The sequence below is a fragment of the Amycolatopsis sp. NPDC058340 genome, assembly GCF_042723975.1.
Lineage (GTDB): Bacteria > Actinomycetota > Actinomycetes > Mycobacteriales > Pseudonocardiaceae > Amycolatopsis.
This window is the reverse complement of the sequence record NZ_JBHXIB010000056.1, coordinates 30,346-49,916: the sequence shown is the minus strand read 5'-3', so window position 1 is coordinate 49,916 and position 19,571 is coordinate 30,346. Positions and strand designations below refer to the sequence as shown.

Genomic DNA, 19,571 nt, shown 5'->3' with positions numbered 1-19,571 from the left:
GCCACTTTCGCAACGTTGAAGGTTGCGAAAGTGGCTTTCGCAACACGCCGATGACGGCAGGGCGCGGGCTCCTTAAGGCTTGATCCCCACCCCGCCGAGACTCAGGTGGTTCAGCTCCGTCAGCGGCGCGAGACGCGGGCCTTCCGGCCACCATTCGTGCAGGTGGACCACGCCGGGCTCGAGGATGTCCAGCCCATCGAACAGCGACTCGATCTCGTCGCGGCCGCGGTGCACCGTGCGGTGCCCGGTGCCTGCCATCAGATCGTCGAGTTTCCGGGCGAGCGCGCCACGCGCGCCTTCGCCGGGCGTGAAATCGTGCGTGATCAGCACGTAGGACCCCGGCGCGATCGCGTCGACGTAGGCGCGCACGACGGCTCGTGCCTTGTCGAAGTCTTCGATGTGGTGCAGCACCGAGTTCAGGATCACCGCGACCGGGCGGTCGAGCTCGATATGCTCGGCGACCACCGGATCGGCGAGGGTCTGCCCGGGATCGGTCAGATCCGCGCCGCTGACGTGGACGAGGTGGTCCTCCAGCAGCGCCAGGCCGTGCGCCTGGACCACCGGGTCGTGGTCGACGTAGACGACCAGCGCGTCCGGGTTGTACCGCTGCGCCGCCTGGTGGGTGTTCTCCGCGGTGGGCAGCCCGGAGCCCAGGTCGAGGAACTGGTCGATACCGCGCGCACCGGCGAGGAACCGGACCACCCGGTTCGCCCAGGCGCGGAATTCCTTGGCCATCGCGGCGGCGTCGGGAGCGAGGGCGAGCAGGTCTTCGACGGCGCGCCTGTCGACCTCGTAGTGGTCGTGCCCGCCGAGAAGGACGTCCTTCATCCGGGCGAGGTTGGGCTTGCTGTAGTCGAGGGGAAGCGGGCGCCTCGGCACAGACCGGACCTCGTCCGAAGTCATGGACACGTTCCACCCTTCAGCCGCGCACGGGCCACGCGAACGTGCCCACGGCTCCCTCGACATCGACGGACCGTACACAGATTACGACATGGCGTGCACCCTCGTGAACCTCCCCAAGGGCCTTGACCACCTGCGACGATCACCCGAAGCCGAGTTCACGCCAGGTGCGTCCGCCGTCGGTGGTGCGGTACACGGCGGACCCGCCCTCCGCGTCGGGCAGCCCGTCCACGACCACGCCGACCCGTTCGTCCGGGAAGTCCAGATCGTTGAGGCAGACCCCGCGGCCGCTGAGCACGGTCGTCGTCCAGGTCGTCCCGCCGTCGGCGGTGCTGTGCAGGAATCCGGTGCCGCCGCCTTCCGCCGCGACGGTCGCCGCCGCGGGCGAAGCCGCGCTGAAGCTCTGGTCGATCCCGAGCGTCGGCGCCTGCGCCGTCCCGGTGAAATGCCCGCCGAGCTTCGGCGCGCGCCACAGGCGCCGGACGGTCGCGCCCGGCTGCGGCGTCCCCGGTCCCCCGCTGCACAGCGCCAGCACGTGACCCCGCCGGACTCCGCTCAGCGAAGCCGAGCTGTCCGCCGGGCAGGGCGGCGGCGCGGTCGCGAAGGTCAGGCCGTCCGTGGACGTCCAGTACTTCTGCACGCGGTAGTCCGCGCCCATGGACACCTGGACGCCGCCGCTCGTGGCGATGTCGCCGTAGGTCGTCGAGCCGGTGACGCTGAATCCCGGGACGGGCAGGAGAAGCCGTGTGCCGGCGATCCCGGCGTACAGCGTCGTCGTCGACGGGCTGCCGAAACCGGTGACCATCGCGAACACCCGAGGGCCCGCTTCGGTGATTTTCGAAATGTAGAAGGGTTCCCGGATCCCGGCGAGCCTGACCTCGGACCAGTTGCCGCCACCGTCGCGGCTGGCGAGCAGCCGGGTGCCGTCGGAGAGGAAGAGGTCGCGTTCGTCGATCACCGTGAGCTTGACCTGATTGTGGTTGTCCGGCAACGAGATCGGCGGTTCGCCGGCCCGCCGCCACCGCTTCCCGCCGTCGGTCGTCGACAGCAGGGACGCGCACCATCCGGGTTTCCCGCACGGCGCGAATCCGAGGACGAATCCCCGCAGCGGCCCGGTCCAGCTCGTCGACGCCGGCGCGAAACCCTTGGGCACCAGCGGATCGGCGGCGGCAGGCGGGGTGAAGACGGCCAGGGCGGTCAGTGCGGCGGCGGCGAGCGCGGCCCACCGGTTCGGCTTCATGACCACGAGACGTCCCGTCCGCGCCGGGGTTGCCCGCCGTTCGGGGTGAACCCGCGGACCGTCTCCGGTAGGCTCCCCAACCTTGTTTCGCCCGGGGCCGGACCGGGTACACGGCGTTCGGCCGGTGAGACGGAGGTAACACCGATGGACGACGCGGGTTCGCGCGGTGACGAGGAGGAAGAACCCGATGCCGCGACCACCGAACGCCGGTTCAGCCTGAACGTCCATGACCCGGACCATCTTCCGCGACGGCTCGCCGGCCGGTACGAGGTCGGGGAATTGCTCGGCCGCGGCGCGACCGCACGCGTCTTCCGCGCCCGTGACCTGCTCGAACAGCGCGAAGTGGCGCTGAAGCTGTTCCACGCCGACACGATGACCCGGGACGAGCGCCGCCGTCAGCAGGAGATCCAGACCCTCAGCGCGGTCCGCCACCCCGGGCTCGTCCCGCTGTACGACGCGGGCTCCGACGACGGCTACACCTATCTCACGATGCGCCTGGTCGACGGGCCGAACCTGGCCCAGCGGCTGCGTTCCGGCCCGCTCCCCCAGGACGAGGTCGTCGAGCTGACCGCCCGGCTGGCCGACGCGCTCGCGCACGTCCACGCGCACGGCATCACCCACCGTGACCTGAAACCGGCGAACATCCTCATCGCCGACGACGGTCCGCTGATCGGTGACTTCGGCGTCGCGCACGCCTTCGACGCGACCAGGGTGACCGAGACCGGCGGCGTCGTGGGCACGGCGGCGTACATGGCGCCCGAACAGGTCCGCGGCGAGAACGTCGGCCCGCCCGCCGACGTCTATTCACTCGGCCTGGTCCTGCTCGAATGCCTGACCGGGGAGCGGGAGTACACCGGGACACCGGTCGAGGCCGCGGTCGGGCGGCTGCACCGGCCGCCGCGGATCCCGGCCGGGCTGTCGGCGACCATGACGACACTGTTGCGCGGGATGACGGCGCGGAAACCGTCGCAGCGCCCGACGGCCGCGGCGATCTCGCGGATCCTGCTGGAGGATTCCACCGGCACGAAGGTCGCCCACCTCGCGCCCGCCACCCGCAAACGGGCGGCCGTGGTCGCCGCCATCAGCGCGCCCGCCGCCGCGATCACCGTCGGGGTGCTGCTCGCGATGAACCAGACCCCGGCCGACCAGCCGGGTCTTCCGGGCGGGCCGCTTCCCCCGGCGGCGACCGGCTCGTCCGCCCCGGTGGGCGACAAAGGGCCGCAATCCTCGGAGGCGGTCGAGGTGGCCACCCGCGACCCGAAGGCGAGCGGCGGCACCGTCGTGGTGACCGAAGCCGGGCCCACCTCCGCGGATCCGTCCGGCACCACCGAAAGCGCCGGTGCCACTTCGGCACCGAGGGACACGACCGCCGCCAGCGACCGGCAGAGCACCTCGGGCAAGCCGAGCAAGACCAAACCCAGCCCCCCGACGAAGAGCAGGCCAGGCCCTCCCGGCTGAGCGACCGCCCGGCCGGGTGTCCACAGTGGACGATGATGGGAGACGGCGATGACCTACATCAACGACCCTCGTGAGCCACCGGAAGAGATCGTCGAACAGACGCCCGCCAGGATCCGCGTCGTACGGATCGTCAACGCCCTCGTCCACGCGGTGTGCTGGATCTTCGCGCTGGTGCTGATCGTGCACATCCTGCTGGTGTTCGGCGAAGCCAATCCGGGGAACGGGTTCGCGCGGCTGATCGACCAATGGTCGCGAGCGGTCTCGCTCGGGCTGCGGAACCTGTTCACCCCGGAAGGACTCAAACTCCGGACGCTGTTCAACGACGGTCTCGCCGCGTTGCTGTGGCTGATCATCGGCGGAGTGGTGACCGATCTGGTCTCGCGGATCGGCCTCCCCGGCCCGAAGCGGGTCTGGTACCGGCGACCGCTCAGTTGAGCGAACCCGGTCTCGCTTCGGGCGCGTCACCGGCCTGGGCCTGCTCGGCCTCTGCGTCGGCGACCTCCGGTGCGGCCTCGGTTTCGACGGGCCGCGGCTGGTCCGCCTCGTGCTCCGTCTCGAAGTGCTCACGGCACCAACGGCCGTAGCGTCTGGCATGCACGGTCATCGCGGCACCTCCTCCTCTGCCACCACGATCCCCCATCATTGTGACGCGCGCCACTCGTTTATCCGGCGAATCGGGCCACGATCGCGGCACAGAACGCGGGGAGGTCGCCGGGATTCCGGCTGGAGATCAGGCCGTCGTCGTCGACCACCTCCTGGTCGACGACGGTGCCGCCGGCGTTGCGGATGTCGGTGCGCACGCTCGGATACGAGGTGAGCGTTCGCCCGCGGACCACGTCGGCCTCGACCAGCGTCCACGGCCCGTGACAGATCACCCCGACCGGCTTTCCGCTGTTCACGAAGTCGCGCACGAAGCGGACCGCGTCCTCGTCCGCGCGCAGGTTGTCCGGATTCATCGTGCCGCCGGGCAGCACGAGCGCGTCGAAGTCGTCGACCGTGACGTCCTTGACGACCCGGTCGACGGTGAACCTGTCCGCCTTGTCGATGTCGCCGTTCATGGCCTGGATCTCGCCGGGTTCCAGCGAGACGACCTCGGCCGTCGCCCCGGCGTCCGTGACCGCCTTGCGCGGTTCGACCAGTTCGACCTGTTCCACGCCGTCCGCGGCGAGGATGGCCACGCGGCGTCCGTTCAGCGATGTCGCCATCGGTTCCCTCCTGAAGTCGTGTTCGCCCCCGGCTACCCCGGACCGGCTCCGCCGAACCATGGGTATGAACCGCGATCACCGGGGGTATTCGCCGCGCATGCGATTGCGGCGAGCGGATCTGGGGTCTCCCGGGATCAGGAGACGGCGAAGAGGCCGGGGCTTCGGGTACCTGGCTCCGGACGGCGAACCGCTGAAGGACGAGGAGACGATCGAGCGGATCGAGGCGCTGGCGATCCCGCCGGCGTGGCGCCGCGTGTGGATCTCCCCGCACGGGAACGCCCACATCCAGGCCGTCGGGATCGACGACGCCGGGCGGAAGCAGTACCTCTACCACGGCGAATGGCGACGGGCCCGTGACGAGGAGAAACACGAGCGCGTCCTCGCGCTGGCGCGGCGGCTGCCGGGGCTGCGCCGGACCATCCAGGAGGATCTCGCTTCCCGCGGTCTCACCCGCGAACGCGTACTCGCCGGCGCGCTCCGCATGCTCGACCTCGGGGTGTTCAGGACCGGCGGCGAAAGCTACGCCGACGAGAACGGCACGCACGGGGTGGCGACCCTGCTGTGCGAGCACGTTTCGGTCCGGGACGACTGTCTTCTCTGCGACTACCCGGCCAAAGGCGGGATCCGGCGGAAGGTCCGCCTGCGGGACGAGGGCCTCGTCCGGCTGATCCGCTCGCTCAGGCGTGCCCGCGGCGAAGAGGTGCGCCTGCTCGCCTACCGGAACGGTCGCGGGTGGCAGCAGATCCGGGCCGAAGACCTCAACGAGCGGTTCAAGGAACTCGCGGGCGACGATTTCACCGCCAAGGACCTGCGCACCTGGAACGCCACCGTCCTGGCCGCTTCGGCTTTCGCGGAGACCGAAAAGCCTTCCAGCGAAAGAGGAATCAAGCGCGTCGAGAAGGCAGTGATGACCGAAGTCGCCGAAGGGCTCGGCAACACGCCCGCGGTGGCGCGACGGTCCTATGTGGACCCTCGGGTGATCACCGCCTACCGCCGGGACCGGACGATCGCGCGCGCGACGCGACGCGCGGAAAAGGTCTCGGATCCCGACGAGGCCCGCGACATCGTGGAGCGGGCGGTGGTACGGCTACTGAACGGGTCGTGATGCCTCGATGGCGAGGACGGCGATGTCGTCGTGCGTCCCGCTGCCGAGCCATTCCCGCACCGCGGTGCGGATCCGGGCGACCACCTGGCGGCCGGACATCCCCTGACAGCCTGCCAGCAGTTCGCGCAGCCGTTCGTCGCCGAACAGGTCCGACGGCCGCTCGTGGTGGCGCGCCTCGGTGATGCCGTCGGTGTAGAGCAGGCAGACGTCGCCCTCGGCCAGCCGGATGGCCGTCTCGGCGAACCGGGCCTGCGGGGAGATCCCGACCAGCGTGCCGGGCAGGGTGATCTCGTCGACCCCGCCCCGGCGGCGCACCACCAGCGGCGCGGGATGCCCGCCCGAGGCCAGCGTGACGCCGAGACCGTCTTCACCCGCCAGCACCGAACCGAGCACCAAGGTGGCGAACCGGCCGCTGCCGCCGGTGATGAGCAGCGAGTTCAGCAGGCTCAGCAACGTGGTGTTGTCGTGCTCGACGAGGTCGAGCGCGGCGAGGGTCTGCCGGACCCGGCCGGTGAGCGCGGCCGCCTCGGCGCCCTTCCCGCACACGTCGCCGAGGACGAACATCGCGCCGCCGCCTTCGCGCGGCAGGACGTCGTAGAAGTCGCCGCCGACGTCGAGCAATCCGCCCGACGGCTCGTACCAGACGTCGAATTTGACGCCGTGGACGTCCGGCGGCGGGGTCGGGCGCAGCGTGGTCTCCAGACCGCGGGTGGCCTCTTCCTGGTGGGCGTAGCGGTGCGCGTTCGCCAGCGCCGTCCCGGCCGCGCGGGCGAACTCGGTCACCGCGCGCGGGTGGTCCTCGCCGAACGCGGGCGCGCCGCGCCTGCCGAGCACCACCGCCCCGGTGACCCCGGCGCCGCCGTCGAACCCCAGTGAGACCACCGTCACGGACGGATGGACGGCGAGCCGTTCCGCGACGATGGCGGGCAGCGTCGCGACCTCTTCCTCCGGCACGGCCTTGGCCTCGGGTTCCTCGGTGGAGGCGAAGGTGCCGGCGAGCACCGGCGCGAGCTGGGCCGGGACCCGGCGGATCCGGCCGTGCCCGTGGTTGGTGCGGTGATCACAGCTCCACCATTCCCACCGGCCGCGGGTGGTCGGCAGCAGCACGAACACACAGTCGGCGAGTTCGGCGGCGGCGACCTCGGCGATCACCTTCGCCGTCCCGTGCCGTCCCCGTGCGGAGGCCAGCCGGGGTGCGGAAGCGGCGAGGAAGCCGTCCACGCGGGGGCCGTCGGCCGCGACCGCGGAGGTCACCGTCCACGCGTGCCAGCCGCCGGGCAGGGTCCGGATCCGGGCCGGGAACCGGCGGCCGGTGTGCTCGACATGCCCGACGTCCGGGCCTTCGGCGGTCAGTATCGGGCGGCCGCCGCCGAACAGCTCGCGGGCGGCGGGATTCGACCAGCGCAGCGCGCCGCCGACGTCCTGTACGAGCACCGCGTCACGGACGTCTTCCAGCAGCTCACGCCAGAACCGCCCGGATTCGGGCAGCGCGCCCTCGCTGGTCGCCGTCGACGACTCCGAGGGGAGCGACGTCGAGGCCGGGGCCGGCCGTGACACCATTCCCGGACCTCCTCCTGCCTTGCGGGTAGCGCAGTGTGAGCGGGCGGACTGGCTCGAAGTGTAGGTCGAATCATGGCACGCTGATGCGACGACCATGGCTTGGCATGCGTGGTGGAGAGGGTCGACACAGATGACACAGCACTCCCAAAGGGACCGGATCCCCGTGGAAGGTGGTGGCGGCCAGGTGGACGAAGCGACCCTGGAACGCCTGCTCGCGGCGGCTCGTGACCTCGGGGACGGCAACTTCCGGCGGCGGCTCGTGGCGCACGGTGACGGGCTCGCGGCCCAGCTCGCGGGCGCCTTCAACGACATCGCCGAACGGAACCAGCGACTGGTGACCGAACTCCTGCGCGTCCGTGAGGCGGTCGGCAAGGAAGGCAGGCTGACCGAGCGCGTCGCCGCCGAGATCGGCCCCGGCGGCTGGGCCACCGCGGTCGACGTCGTCAACGGGCTGATCGAGGACGTGAGCAGGCCCACCGCCGAGCTCAACCGCGTCCTCGGGGCGGTCGCCGAGGGCGATCTGTCCGAGCCGATGCCGCTGGAAGTCGGCGGGCGGCCGCTGCAGGGCCAGTTCGCCGAAGTCGCGAAGACGGTCAACGGCCTGATCAAGCAGCTTTCGCGGTTCGCGACCGAGGTCACCAGAGTGGCCCGCGAGATCGCCACCGAAGGACGTCTCGGCGGTCAGGCCGAGGTCCCCGGGGTGGCGGGCACGTGGCGTGATCTCACCGACAACGTCAACGTGATGGCCAGCAACCTGACCGACCAGGTACGCAACATCGCCCAGGTGACCACCGCGGTGGCGCGGGGCGACCTGACCCAGAAGATCAACGTCGACGCGCGCGGCGAGATCCTGGAGCTCAAGAACACCGTCAACATCATGGTCGACCAGCTCTCCTCGTTCGCCGACGAGGTGACCCGGGTGTCGCGCGAGGTGGGTAGCGAAGGCCGTCTCGGCGGCCAGGCGCAGGTCCCCGGCGCGGCGGGTACGTGGCGTGACCTCACCGATTCGGTGAACCTGATGGCGGACAACCTGACCGATCAGGTCCGCAACATCGCCCAGGTGGCCACGGCGGTGGCGAAGGGCGACCTCTCGCAGAAGATCAACGTCGACGCCAAGGGCGAGATCCTCGAACTCAAGAACACCCTGAACACGATGGTCGACCAGCTGTCGTCATTCGCCGACGAGGTCACGCGAGTCGCGCGCGAGGTCGGCAGCGAAGGCCGTCTCGGCGGTCAGGCGACCGTGCCGGGCGTGGCCGGAACGTGGCGCGGGCTCACCGACTCGGTGAACCAGATGGCCGACAACCTGACCGACCAGGTCCGCAACATCGCCCAGGTCACCACCGCGGTGGCGAAGGGCGACCTGACGCAGAAGATCACGGTCGACGCTCGCGGCGAGATCCTCGAACTCAAGACGACCGTCAACACGATGGTCGACCAGCTCTCGTCGTTCGCCGACGAGGTCACGCGAGTCGCGCGCGAGGTCGGCACGGAAGGTCAGCTGGGCGGGCAGGCGCAGGTGCCCGGGGTCGCCGGGACCTGGCGCGACCTCACCGGTTCGGTCAACTTCATGGCGAACAACCTCACCGCGCAGGTCCGCAACATCGCCCAGGTGGCGACCGCGGTGGCGAAGGGCGACCTGTCGCAGAAGATCGCCGTCGACGCCAAGGGCGAGATCCTCGAACTGAAGAACACGCTGAACACGATGGTGGATCAGCTTTCGGCGTTCGCGGACGAAGTCACCCGCGTCGCCCGCGAGGTCGGCAGCGACGGGCGGCTCGGCGGCCAGGCGCAGGTGCCCGGCGTGGCCGGGACGTGGAAGGACCTCACCGACAACGTCAACTTCATGGCGAACAACCTGACCGACCAGGTCCGGAACATCGCCCAGGTCACCACCGCCGTCGCGAAGGGCGACCTGACGCAGAAGATCATCGTCGACGCGCGCGGCGAGATCCTGGAGCTCAAGAACACCGTCAACATCATGGTCGACCAGCTGTCGGCGTTCGCCGACGAGGTCACCCGGGTGTCCCGCGAGGTCGGCACCGAAGGCAAGCTCGGTGGCCAGGCGCAGGTGCGCGGCGTCGCCGGGACCTGGAAGGACCTCACCGACAACGTCAACGTCATGGCCACCAACCTCACCGACCAGGTGCGGAGCATCGCCACGGTGACGACGGCGGTGGCGAACGGCGACCTGTCGAAGAAGATCTCGATCGACGCCCAAGGCGAGGTCGCCGTCCTCGCCGAGACGATCAACAGCATGGTCGAGACGCTGCGCGCGTTCGCCGACGAGGTCACCCGCGTCGCCCGCGAGGTGGGCACGGAAGGCATCCTCGGCGGTCAGGCCCGCGTGCCGAACGTGGCGGGCACGTGGAAGGCGTTGACGGACAACGTGAACGTCATGGCCGACAACCTGACCGGCCAGGTCCGCAGTATCGCGACGGTGACCACCGCGGTGGCGCAGGGCGATCTGTCGAAGAAGATCGACATCGACGCGCGCGGCGAGATCCTCGAACTCAAGACGACCATCAACACGATGGTCGACCAGCTGTCGGCCTTCGCCTCCGAAGTCACCCGTGTCGCCCGCGAGGTCGGCACCGACGGCACGCTCGGCGGCCAGGCGGAGGTGCCCGGTGTCGCCGGCACGTGGTCGCGGCTGACCGAAAGCGTGAACCAGCTGGCCGGGAACCTGACCACCCAGGTGCGCGCGATCGCGCAGGTGGCCACCGCGGTGACCGCCGGCGATCTGACCCGGCACATCACCGTCGACGCGTCCGGGGAGGTGGCCGAACTCAAGGACAACATCAACCAGATGATCGCGAACCTGAAGGAGACCACCCGGGCCAACCGCGAGCAGGACTGGCTCAAGACCAACCTCGCGCGGCTGTCCGCGCTCATGCAGGGTCACCGCGATCTCGCGTCCGTGGCGTCACTGATCCTGTCCGAGCTGACGCCGCTCGTGTCCGCGCAGCAGGGCGCGTTCTTCCTCGCCCGTGAGGACGAGCAGGAAGAGGTGGTGCTGGAGAGCATCGCCACCTACGGGCTGGCGAAATCCCAGACCGGACTGCGGTTCTCCCCCGGCGAATCGCTCATCGGACAGGCCGCTGTCGACCGGCGCACGATACTGGTCCACGAAGCGCCGCCGGAATACGCGCTCATCTCCTCGGGACTGGGCTCGGCCGCCCCGGTGAACGTGATCGTGCTGCCGGTGCTGTTCCAGGGCGAGGTGCTCGGTGTGCTGGAACTGGCGACCATCAACGCCTTCAGCACCGTCCACATCGACCTGCTGGAGCAGCTGAAGGAGACCATCGCGGTCAACGTCAGCACCATCCAGTCGAACTCGCGCACCGAGGCGCTGCTGACCGAATCCCAGCGCCTGGCACAGGAACTGCGCGCCCGGTCGGAGCAGTTGCAGGCACAGCAACGGGAACTGCGCCGGTCGAACACGGATCTGGCGGAGAAGGCGGCGCTGCTGGCGCAGCAGAACCGCGACATCGAGGTCAAGAACAGCGAGATCGAGCAGGCGCGGCAGGAGCTCGAAGAGCGTGCCGGGCAGCTGACCATGGCGTCGCAGTACAAGTCGGAGTTCATGGCGAACATGTCGCACGAACTGCGGACTCCGCTCAACAGCGCGCTGATCCTCGCGAAACTGCTTTCGGAGAACCCGGACGGGAACCTGACCGAGAAGCAGGTCCAGTTCGCGCGGACGATCTACTCGGCGGGCAGCGACCTGCAGCAGCTGATCAACGACATCCTCGACATGGCCAAGGTCGAGGCCGGGCACCTGGACCTGCAGATGTCCGACGTCACGCTGCCCGAACTGGTCGAGTACGTCGAATCGATCTGCCGTCCGCTCACCTCGGACAAGGGCCTGGAGTTCGCCGTCCTCATCGACCCGCCGGTGCCGTCGTCGATCCACACCGACGAACACCGCGTGCAGCAGGTGCTGCGCAACCTGCTGTCCAACGCGGCGAAGTTCACCGACGAAGGCGGCGTGCGCCTGCACATCCGGATGGCCGACCCTGGCGAGGTCGAAGCCGACTCGCTCCGCAACGCCCCCGGCGTCCTCGCGTTCGCCGTCGAGGACACCGGGATCGGCATCGCGCCGGACAAACTCGCGATCATCTTCGACGCGTTCCGCCAGGCGGACGGCACCACCAGCCGCAAATACGGCGGCACCGGGCTTGGCCTGTCGATCAGCCAGCAGCTCACGGAACTGCTCGGCGGCGAACTGCGCGTCCGCAGCGAACCCGGCAAGGGCAGCACGTTCACCCTGTACCTGCCGGTGAGCGCGGCGAACCTGGTGGTCCCGGCCACCAAGGCGAGCGGGGTCCCGCTGATCATGGCCGTGCCGCAGGTGATCCCCGTGACGCCGTCGCAGCGGTTCCACGGCGAGAAGATCCTGATCGTCGACGACGACCTGCGCAACGTCTTCGCGCTGGCCGCCGTGCTGGAACGCAACGGCCTGGAGGTCATCTACGCCGAGACCGGTGTCGCGGGTATCCGTGCGCTGGAACGGCACGAGGACACCGCGCTCGTCCTGATGGACGTGATGATGCCCGAACTGGACGGCAACGCCACGATCACCGCGATCCGCGCCGAGGCCGCGCACGAAGACCTGCCCGTGATCGCCGTCACCGCGAAGGCGACCGCGGAGGACAAGGCGCGGACGCTCGCTTCGGGCGCGGACGACTACGTGACCAAGCCGGTCGACACGGACAAACTGCTGGACCTGATCGCGGCGCATCTGGAGGCGGATGCCGCTTCCAGCGGCCTGTCGCAGGCCGTGGCGGGCACCGGTGACGAATCGGAGGCCGGCGCGGAGTGAGCCTTCGGCTCCTCGTGAGTCGCGCTCTCGCGTGACCTGCCGGACGGCACGCGTGATCAGACGGACGACACGCGTGACCTGCCGGACGACACGCGTGACCGGCCGGACGGCGCGCGCCCGCAGCCGGGTCCGCCACGCGGCGTCCGCCTGGACACACGTGTCGTCCGCCTGATCACGTCTGTCGTCCGTCTGATCACGTGTGCCGTCCCTCCGGTCACGCCGGATCGCCGCTCGCGACGCCTGCCGCCAGGTGTCTTGAAGGCCACCGTTGAGACGTTGAGTGTCTCAACGGTGGCCTTCGGGACATCCGGACTTCGGCCCGGACACGAAAGAACCCGCAGGCCAGGCGCCTGCGGGTTCCGATGTGGAGCTGCGGAGCGGGTGACGGGAATCGAACCCGCGTAGCTAGTTTGGAAGACTAGGGCTCTACCATTGAGCTACACCCGCGTGCCCCCGGAGTACCGGGTGCGAAAACAGCTTAGCGTGACCCGCTAGGCTGTGCGCACACCCCCCGGGAGATCGGGGAAGTCACGGGATGTGGCGCAGCTTGGTAGCGCATCCGCTTTGGGAGCGGAGGGTCGCAGGTTCAAATCCTGTCATCCCGACTCAAGGTCTTCGACCTGCGAGTTTCCGGCCGGTCGCGCCGGTTGCGCAGCGTCGCGGCGCTCGGTGAACACTTCGCTTTAATGGCGATCATGGAGATCCGCCACGCCCGCCCCACCGACGCCCCCGCCGTGACCACCCTCCTCGCCGAGCTCGGCTACCCCGACAACACCGAGACCGACGTACGCGGCAGGCTCGAACGCTGGGCCCGGCATCCCGAAGGCGCCGCGTTCGTCGCCGAGGACAACGACACCGTGGTCGGCGTCGTCGCGGTCGTCGCGATCCCGCTCCTCGAACGGCCTGGCTCCGGCGGCCGGATCGTCGCCTTGGTGGTGGACGAGACCCGGCGCGGAACCGGGGTCGGACGCGAGCTGGTCGCCGCGGCCGAGGCGGAGGCGCGGCGCTTGGGCTGCGACACCATGGAGGTCACCAGTTCCCGCCACCGGACCGCCGCGCACGCCTTCTACCGCGCACGGGGATACGAGGACCGCTGCGAACACAGCGCCAGGTTCATCCGGCGGCTTGCTCCCGGATACTGAGAGCTCTAGGCCCACCGCCACCCGCTTGCGAACATCGGCACCGTGACCGGCAGGCGGAGCGCCAGTGCCAGCGCGGTGCTCCGCGTGGTGCTGGACGAAGGAGCGATAGCGCGCAGCACCATCGCGCGCCGCACGGGGCTGAGTGCCGCGGCCGTCACGGGACACGTGGCGGAGCTGATGCGCCGCGGGTTCCTCACCGAGCTGCCCGAGGTCGCGGGCACGGTCGGCAGGCCGTCTGTGCCGCTGGACCTCGACACGGAGCGGTTCGTGGTGTGCGGGGCGCATGTCGCGGCCGACCAGCTCACCGTCGGGTTGCTGGATCTGCGCGGGAAAGTGCTGGCACAGCTGGAAACCCCGCATCACGGCGCCGAACCCGCCGTGCAGGTCGCGCAGATCGCGGAACTGCTCGACGACCTCCTCGTCGGACACGCGCCGGAACGGACGCCGCTAGGGCTGGGGGTCGCGACCGGCGGATGGGTCGACGAGGCTTCGGGAACGGTGGTGGAGCACGGGTTGCTCGGCTGGCGCGGGGTCCCGTTGCGCGATCTGCTCACGGAGGTCACCGGGCTCGACGTCCGTGTCGACGGCCATTCGCGGGCGCTCATCCACGCCGAACGCCTGCTGGGGCAGCCGAGATCGCGCAGCAGTGTCGTGCAGTTGTTCACCGGCAACGTCGTCGACGCCGCCTTCGCCACCGGCGACACCGTCCATCATGGACCGAGGTCGGCGGCGGGCGCCGTCGCGCATCTGCGGGTGGACGACAGCGACGAGCCTTGCCGTTGCGGGCGTTCCGGCTGTCTCGAAGCGACGGTGTCCGAACGCACGGTCGCCCGTAAAGCCGTCGAAGCACGCATCATCGAAGAACCGATTTTCGCCGATGTGCTCCATTCGGCCGCTTCGGGAAACAAAAGCGCGATCGCCCTTTTCCAGGAACGCGCACGGATTATCGGACAGGCCGCCGCCTTGCTCTTCGACGTCCTGAATCCGGAGATCCTCATCGTGCTCGACCAGAGTGTACGCGACGTCGAAGGCTGCCTTTCCACGATACGGGACGAGGTCGCCCAGCGCTCCTGGATCTGCCAGGACGCGGAGAAAAACGTTGTGGCGTCGAGCTTTCCGGGGACCGAACTGGCGACGGCCGGCGGGGCGGTCATGTTGAACGCCCTCTACGAAGATCCGCTTTTCACCGATCTCGCCAACGCCTCCTGAGTTACTTCACTAAATCGCAAAATTGACGCTCTCCGCCGGGGCCGCGAAGAATCTTCTTCACCGACGCGAACCCGAACGAAAGAGCCCACCGTGAAGAAACCAGTGCCCTTGATCGCCGCGCTCATCGCCGGATTGGCGCTGTCGGGCTGCGGCGCCTCCGCGACCCCGGCCGGCGTGGCCGGGCAGCCGGAGAAGCTCGAACTCCGCTACCAGGGGTCGGCGAACAACGTCACCTTCCCCGAACTCGCCGAGGACCTCGGTTACTTCGGCCCGGTCAAACTCAAATGGGTCGGCAACACGATCAGCGGACCGCAGGACATCCAGTCCGCCGCGACCGACCAGACCGATTTCGGCGGCGCCTTCACCGGCGCGGTCGCCAAACTCGTCGACGCCGGCGCCCCGATCAAGGCCGTCGTCAACTACTACGGCTCCGACGAGAAGACCTTTTTGGGCTTCTACGTCAAGGAAGACAGCCCGATCCGCACGGCACGCGACCTCATCGGCAAGAAGGTCGGCGTCAACACCGTCGGCGCGAACCTGGAGGCCGCCCTCGACACCTGGCTCAAGCGCAACGGCCTCTCCGACGCCGAAATCGACCAGGTGCAGCTCGTCGTCCTGCCGCCGATCAACACCGAACAGGCCCTGCGCAACGGCCAGATCGACGTCGCCGCGCTCAACGGCGTCCTCCAGGACCGCGCCCTCGCGGGCGGCGGGATACGGCCGATCGTGAAGGACGTCGAGGCCTTCGGTCCCTACAACGGCGGTCCCTACGTGCTGCGGACAGACTTCATCAAGAAGTACCCCGAGACCACGAAAACCTTCGTCACCGGCGTGGCCAAGGCGATCGAATGGGCGCGCACCACACCGCGCGACGAGGTGATCGCCCGGTTCACCAAGATCATCCAGAACCGCGGCCGCAACGAGAACACCGAAACGCTCAAGTACTGGAAGAGCACCGGTGTCACCAAGGGCGGGCTGATCTCGGACCACGACTACACGCTCTGGACGGGCTGGCTCAAGCAGTCCGGGTTCATCAAGAACGACCAGGTCGACCTGAAGAAGCTCTACACCAACGAATTCAACCCGTACCGCGAAGGCGGTGGCGCATGACCGCCAAGATCAGCCTGCGCTCGGTCACCAAGACCTTCGGCGCGTTGACCGCACTCGACGACGTCTCCCTCGACATCGAGGACGGCACGTTCCTTTCCCTCGTCGGGCCGAGCGGTTCCGGCAAGTCCACCCTGCTCGATCTGCTCGGCGGGCTCGCGAAACCCACCTCCGGCGAGGTCCTGATCGACGGGAAACCCGTCACCGGGCCGGGGCTGGATCGCGGGGTCGTGTTCCAGCAGTACGCGCTGTTCCCGTGGCGCACCGCGCGGGCCAACGTCGAGTTCGGCCTCGAAGGCGGCACCCTGACCAAGCGGCAGCGCGCCGAGCGTGCACGGGAATTCCTCGACCTGGTCGGGCTTTCCGGCTTCGAGGACCATCTCCCCCATCAGCTTTCCGGTGGTATGAAACAACGGGTCGCGATCGCGAGAAGCCTCGCCTACGACCCGGACGTGCTGCTGATGGACGAGCCGTACGCCGCATTGGACTCACAGACCCGCGAACTCCTGCAAGAGGAGCTGCGACGGATCTGGCAGCGCACCGGCAAGACCATCGTCTTCATCACCCACAGCATCGAAGAAGCCGTCTATTTGGGACAGAAGGTCGCGGTGCTCACCTCGCGGCCGGGCAGGCTCAAGGACGTCGTCGCCATCGACCTCGGTGACCGTTCGAACGAAGACCTGCGTTCGGCACCCGCCTTCGTGGCCCATCGCCATCGGCTGTGGGAACTGCTGCACGACGAGATCCGGAGGGCCGCATGACCGCGACACTCGAAGCACCGAAAGTCCACACTGGACCGAAGGCCGCCGTGAAACCCCGCGGGCAGAACCCGCTGCGCAAGGCGTTCCGCAGTTCGGCGGCGATCCTGCTCTTCCTCGCCGTGTGGGAGCTCGCTCCCCAATACTTGCTCGACGAAGGCACGAGGACCTTCCTGCCGCCGCTGTCGGAAGACCTCGTGGCGCTCTGGGAGCTGATCCTCAACGGGCAGCTGGCCGACCATCTGCTGGCGAGCCTCGGCCGGTCCGCCGCCGGATTCGTGATCGCGGTGGCCGTCTCGGTGCCGCTCGGCCTGCTGATCGCCTGGTACCGGCCGCTCGCGGAATTCCTGAACCCGTTGCTGGAACTGGCCCGCAACACCGCCGCGCTCGCGCTGCTGCCGGTGTTCACCCTGCTGCTCGGCATCGGCGAGGTGTCCAAGATCGCGCTGATCGTCTACGCCTGCGTCTGGCCGGTGCTGCTCAACACGATCGCCGGGGTCAACACCGTGGATCCCTTGCTGGTCAAGGCCGCGCGTTCGCTCGGGCTGTCGAGCCCGAACCTGTTCCGCAAGGTGATCCTGCCGTCGGCGGTGCCGACCATCTTCACCGGGATCCGGATGGCGGCCGCGTACTCGATCCTCATCCTCATCGCCGCCGAAATGGTCGGCGCCAAGGCCGGGCTCGGCTATCTGATCAACAAGTCGCAGGTCAACTTCCAGATCCAGCAGATGTACGCCGCGATCATCACGGTTTCGGTGCTGGGCCTGGCCATCAACGCGGGTTTCGTCGCGCTGGAGCGGCGATTCTCCACCTGGCGGGTCAAGGAGAAGGCATGAAACACCTGCACCTCAACGCGTTCGTGATGCCGAACGGCCATCACGAGGCGGCGTGGCGGCATCCCAGCACGGATCCGCGCCGCGCGACGACACTGCAACACTATGTCGACATCGCGCGCACGGCGGAGCGCGGCAAGCTGGATTCGTTGTTCCTCGCCGACGGCGTCGCCTTGTGGGGCAACGTCCGCTACAACTCGCACACCCTGTTCGAGCCGCTGACGTTGCTTTCCGCGCTGGCCGGGGCGACCGAGCGCATCGGGCTGATCGCCACCGCGTCGACGACCTACAACGAGCCGTACCATCTGGCACGGAAATTCGCGTCGCTCGACCATCTCAGCGGCGGACGCGCGGGCTGGAACATCGTGACGTCGGCGGGCGAGGACGAGGCCCGCAACTTCAACCGCGACGCCCGGCCCGCGCACGCGCTGCGGTACGAACGCGCCACCGAATTCCTTGAAGTGGCCAAGAAACTCTGGGACAGCTGGGACGACGGCGCGGCCGTGATCGACAAGGCGAGCGGCGTCTACGCCGACACCGGCCGCATTCACCCGATCGACCACAGCGGCCCGCATTTCCAGGTCCGTGGCCCGCTGAACATCCCGCGTCCGGTGCAGGGACACCCGCTGCTCGTCCAGGCCGGTTCGTCGGAGACGGGCAAGGAATACGCGGCCCGGTTCGCCGAGGCGGTGTTCACCGCGCAGCAGACTTTCGCCGAGGGCAAGGCCTTCTACGACGATGTCAAGGGAAGGCTCGCGAAGTACGGCCGCTCGCCTGAGGAGATCAAGATCCTGCCGGGGATCAGCCCGATCCTTGGCCGCACCGAGGCCGAGGCGAAGGAACGAGAGGCCGAGCTCAACGCCCTCATCACACCCGCGTACGGCGTGCGGCAGCTGTCGAACATGCTCGACCACGACCTGACGCCGTACCCGCTCGACGGTCCGCTGCCCGACGTCGGCACGTTCACCGAAGGCGCGCAAAGCCGGTTCGAGCTGGTCACGGGCCTGGCGCGGCGCGAGAACCTGACCATCCGCCAGCTGATCGAGCGGCTCGCGGGCGGCCGGGGGCACCGCGTCTTCGCCGGGACCGCCACCCAGGTGGCCGACCAACTGGAGCACTGGTTCACCGAAGGCGCCGCGGACGGCTTCAACGTCATGCCGCCCACGCTTCCGGGCGGCCTGGAGGACTTCGTCGACCTCGTGGTCCCCGAGCTGCAAAGACGCGGCCTGTTCCGCACGGAATACACCGCCACGACCTTGCGCGGCCACTACGGCCTCGCCCGTCCCGTCCACCGCACCCCAGTGAAGGAGCACGCCGCATGACCGCCATCGACACCCAGGTCGAGGTCCGCAAGATCAGCGGAAGGATCGGCGCACAGGTCCTCGGCGTCGACCCCGCCGGGGAACTCGACGCCGCGACCGTCGCGTTCCTCACCGAGGCCCTGCACGAACACAAGGCGCTCGTCTTCTCGGACGTCGACCTCGACGACGCCGGCCAGCAGCGGTTCGCCGGGCACTTCGGCGAGCTGACCAAGGCGCACCCGACCGTCCCATCGGTCGACGGCGAGCCCGCGATCCTGCCGGTCGACAGCGAGCAGGGGCGCGCGAACCAGTGGCACACCGACGTCACCTTCGTGCTCAACCCGCCGAAGGCCAGCACGCTGCGCAGCCTGGTCGTCCCTCCGTACGGCGGCGAAACGCTGATCGCCAACTCGGCCGCCGCCTATCGGGACCTGCCGGAGCCGCTGCGGGCGTTCGCCGACACGCTGCGCGCCGAGCACACCAACGACTACGACTACGCGAAGGCGCCGGAGGCCCTCGACGACGCGGAGCAAGAACGCCGGAAGGTGTTCGTGTCGCGGAAGTTCCGCACGGTCCACCCGGTGGTGCGGGTGCATCCGGTGACCGGGGAACGCGGGCTGTACATCGGCGGCTTCGCGCAGCGGATCATCGGGCTGTCCAAGGGCGAGTCGCGGGACGTCCTGCGGCTGCTGCAGTCCTACGTGACCCGGCCGGAGAACGTCGTCCGGGTGAGCTGGGAGCCGAATCAGCTGGTGCTGTTCGACAACCGCATCACCCAGCACTACGCCGTCGACAACTACGACGACCTGCCCCGCCGCCTGAACCGGGTGACCGTGGCGGGTGACGTCCCGGTGGGTATCGACGGGGCGCCGAGCGAATCCCTCGAAGGCGACGCTTCGCACTACTCCCCCGTCGCCTGACGACCCGA

16 protein-coding genes and 2 tRNA genes are annotated in these 19,571 nt (G+C 69.1%); 12 read left to right on the top strand and 6 right to left on the bottom strand.

Annotated features, from left to right (window positions below; genetic code table 11):
- Positions 1–72: 72 nt before the first annotated feature.
- Together ACFWIW_RS36175 and ACFWIW_RS36170 are read right to left on the bottom strand one after the other, a co-directional pair.
- Complete coding sequence (locus tag ACFWIW_RS36175; protein WP_378372591.1) at positions 73–903, bottom strand: SAM-dependent methyltransferase; 831 nt, start codon at positions 901–903, stop codon at positions 73–75.
- A 139-nt stretch (positions 904–1,042) separates the two neighbouring features.
- Complete coding sequence (locus ACFWIW_RS36170; RefSeq protein ID WP_378372590.1) at positions 1,043–2,140, bottom strand: hypothetical protein; 1,098 nt, start codon at positions 2,138–2,140, stop codon at positions 1,043–1,045.
- A 144-nt stretch (positions 2,141–2,284) separates the two neighbouring features.
- Between ACFWIW_RS36170 and ACFWIW_RS36165 the strand changes: the two genes are divergently transcribed.
- Together ACFWIW_RS36165 and ACFWIW_RS36160 are read left to right on the top strand one after the other, a co-directional pair.
- Positions 2,285–3,598, top strand: coding sequence for a serine/threonine-protein kinase (locus tag ACFWIW_RS36165; RefSeq protein ID WP_378372589.1), 1,314 nt, complete (start codon positions 2,285–2,287; stop codon positions 3,596–3,598).
- A 48-nt stretch (positions 3,599–3,646) separates the two neighbouring features.
- Entirely contained in the window at positions 3,647–4,033 is a 387-nt protein-coding gene (locus ACFWIW_RS36160) for a hypothetical protein (protein ID WP_378372588.1), read from the top strand.
- Here ACFWIW_RS36160 and ACFWIW_RS36155 read toward each other — a convergent pair.
- Together ACFWIW_RS36155 and ACFWIW_RS36150 are read right to left on the bottom strand one after the other, a co-directional pair.
- A complete protein-coding gene (locus ACFWIW_RS36155) occupies positions 4,026–4,202 on the bottom strand; it encodes a hypothetical protein (RefSeq protein WP_378372587.1) in 177 nt (58 codons plus the stop codon). The genes ACFWIW_RS36160 and ACFWIW_RS36155 overlap by 8 nt on opposite strands.
- 58 nt (positions 4,203–4,260) lie before the next feature.
- Entirely contained in the window at positions 4,261–4,803 is a 543-nt protein-coding gene (locus ACFWIW_RS36150) for a type 1 glutamine amidotransferase domain-containing protein (RefSeq protein WP_378372586.1), read from the bottom strand.
- 97 nt (positions 4,804–4,900) lie between these two features.
- Between ACFWIW_RS36150 and ACFWIW_RS36145 the strand changes: the two genes are divergently transcribed.
- On the top strand, positions 4,901–5,908 hold the full coding sequence (locus tag ACFWIW_RS36145) for a DNA topoisomerase IB (protein WP_378372585.1): 1,008 nt from the start codon (positions 4,901–4,903) through the stop codon (positions 5,906–5,908).
- On the opposite strand, the gene ACFWIW_RS36140 is transcribed toward ACFWIW_RS36145, so the two are convergent.
- Positions 5,891–7,468, bottom strand: a complete 1,578-nt coding sequence (locus ACFWIW_RS36140; RefSeq protein WP_378372584.1) for a SpoIIE family protein phosphatase — start codon at positions 7,466–7,468, stop codon at positions 5,891–5,893. The genes ACFWIW_RS36145 and ACFWIW_RS36140 overlap by 18 nt on opposite strands.
- Positions 7,469–7,598: 130 nt before the next feature.
- Here ACFWIW_RS36140 and ACFWIW_RS36135 point away from each other — a divergent pair, with 130 nt between their 5' ends.
- Positions 7,599–12,293, top strand: coding sequence for a HAMP domain-containing protein (locus ACFWIW_RS36135; RefSeq protein WP_378372583.1), 4,695 nt, complete (start codon positions 7,599–7,601; stop codon positions 12,291–12,293).
- A gap of 376 nt (positions 12,294–12,669) precedes the next feature.
- On the opposite strand, the gene ACFWIW_RS36130 is transcribed toward ACFWIW_RS36135, so the two are convergent.
- Positions 12,670–12,740 (bottom strand) — tRNA-Gly (locus tag ACFWIW_RS36130).
- 84 nt (positions 12,741–12,824) lie between these two features.
- Here ACFWIW_RS36130 and ACFWIW_RS36125 point away from each other — a divergent pair.
- The 8 genes from ACFWIW_RS36125 (at position 12,825) to ACFWIW_RS36090 (ending at position 19,563) form a co-directional block, all read left to right on the top strand.
- Positions 12,825–12,898: transfer RNA gene (locus ACFWIW_RS36125), tRNA-Pro, on the top strand.
- A 90-nt stretch (positions 12,899–12,988) separates the two neighbouring features.
- The gene (locus tag ACFWIW_RS36120) at positions 12,989–13,435 is read left to right on the top strand and encodes a GNAT family N-acetyltransferase (RefSeq protein ID WP_378372582.1); all 447 of its coding nucleotides are present in this window, start codon (positions 12,989–12,991) and stop codon (positions 13,433–13,435) included.
- Between the two features lie 42 nt (positions 13,436–13,477).
- On the top strand, positions 13,478–14,644 hold the full coding sequence (locus ACFWIW_RS36115; RefSeq protein WP_378372581.1) for an ROK family protein: 1,167 nt from the start codon (positions 13,478–13,480) through the stop codon (positions 14,642–14,644).
- A gap of 90 nt (positions 14,645–14,734) precedes the next feature.
- A complete protein-coding gene (locus ACFWIW_RS36110) occupies positions 14,735–15,754 on the top strand; it encodes an ABC transporter substrate-binding protein (RefSeq protein WP_378372580.1) in 1,020 nt (339 codons plus the stop codon).
- On the top strand, positions 15,751–16,512 hold the full coding sequence (locus tag ACFWIW_RS36105) for an ABC transporter ATP-binding protein (RefSeq protein ID WP_378372579.1): 762 nt from the start codon (positions 15,751–15,753) through the stop codon (positions 16,510–16,512). Before ACFWIW_RS36110 ends, ACFWIW_RS36105 begins: the two co-directional genes overlap by 4 nt.
- Positions 16,509–17,345 (top strand): ABC transporter permease, encoded by an 837-nt coding sequence (locus tag ACFWIW_RS36100; RefSeq protein WP_378372578.1) that lies wholly within the window; start codon positions 16,509–16,511, stop codon positions 17,343–17,345. Before ACFWIW_RS36105 ends, ACFWIW_RS36100 begins: the two co-directional genes overlap by 4 nt.
- A complete protein-coding gene (locus tag ACFWIW_RS36095) occupies positions 17,342–18,664 on the top strand; it encodes an LLM class flavin-dependent oxidoreductase (protein WP_378372577.1) in 1,323 nt (440 codons plus the stop codon). The genes ACFWIW_RS36100 and ACFWIW_RS36095 overlap by 4 nt, the downstream gene beginning before the upstream one ends.
- Positions 18,661–19,563, top strand: a complete 903-nt coding sequence (locus ACFWIW_RS36090; protein ID WP_378372576.1) for a TauD/TfdA dioxygenase family protein — start codon at positions 18,661–18,663, stop codon at positions 19,561–19,563. Before ACFWIW_RS36095 ends, ACFWIW_RS36090 begins: the two co-directional genes overlap by 4 nt.
- Positions 19,564–19,571 lie beyond the last annotated feature (8 nt).

Excerpts from the sequence above, each read along its gene's own strand:
- ACFWIW_RS36100 (WP_378372578.1), top strand. The coding sequence starts at position 16,509 with ATGACCGCGACACTCGAAGCACCGAAAGTCCACACTGGACCGAAGGCC.
- ACFWIW_RS36145 (WP_378372585.1), top strand. The coding sequence starts at position 4,901 with ATGCGATTGCGGCGAGCGGATCTGGGGTCTCCCGGGATCAGGAGACGG.
- ACFWIW_RS36105 (WP_378372579.1), top strand. The coding sequence starts at position 15,751 with ATGACCGCCAAGATCAGCCTGCGCTCGGTCACCAAGACCTTCGGCGCG.
- ACFWIW_RS36170 (WP_378372590.1), bottom strand. The coding sequence starts at position 2,140 with ATGAAGCCGAACCGGTGGGCCGCGCTCGCCGCCGCCGCACTGACCGCC.
- ACFWIW_RS36090 (WP_378372576.1), top strand. The coding sequence starts at position 18,661 with ATGACCGCCATCGACACCCAGGTCGAGGTCCGCAAGATCAGCGGAAGG.
- ACFWIW_RS36165 (WP_378372589.1), top strand. The coding sequence starts at position 2,285 with ATGGACGACGCGGGTTCGCGCGGTGACGAGGAGGAAGAACCCGATGCC.
- ACFWIW_RS36160 (WP_378372588.1), top strand. The coding sequence starts at position 3,647 with ATGACCTACATCAACGACCCTCGTGAGCCACCGGAAGAGATCGTCGAA.
- ACFWIW_RS36120 (WP_378372582.1), top strand. The coding sequence starts at position 12,989 with ATGGAGATCCGCCACGCCCGCCCCACCGACGCCCCCGCCGTGACCACC.
- ACFWIW_RS36095 (WP_378372577.1), top strand. The coding sequence starts at position 17,342 with ATGAAACACCTGCACCTCAACGCGTTCGTGATGCCGAACGGCCATCAC.
- ACFWIW_RS36155 (WP_378372587.1), bottom strand. The coding sequence starts at position 4,202 with ATGACCGTGCATGCCAGACGCTACGGCCGTTGGTGCCGTGAGCACTTC.
- ACFWIW_RS36175 (WP_378372591.1), bottom strand. The coding sequence starts at position 903 with ATGACTTCGGACGAGGTCCGGTCTGTGCCGAGGCGCCCGCTTCCCCTC.
- ACFWIW_RS36150 (WP_378372586.1), bottom strand. The coding sequence starts at position 4,803 with ATGGCGACATCGCTGAACGGACGCCGCGTGGCCATCCTCGCCGCGGAC.
- ACFWIW_RS36135 (WP_378372583.1), top strand. The coding sequence starts at position 7,599 with ATGACACAGCACTCCCAAAGGGACCGGATCCCCGTGGAAGGTGGTGGC.
- ACFWIW_RS36140 (WP_378372584.1), bottom strand. The coding sequence starts at position 7,468 with ATGGTGTCACGGCCGGCCCCGGCCTCGACGTCGCTCCCCTCGGAGTCG.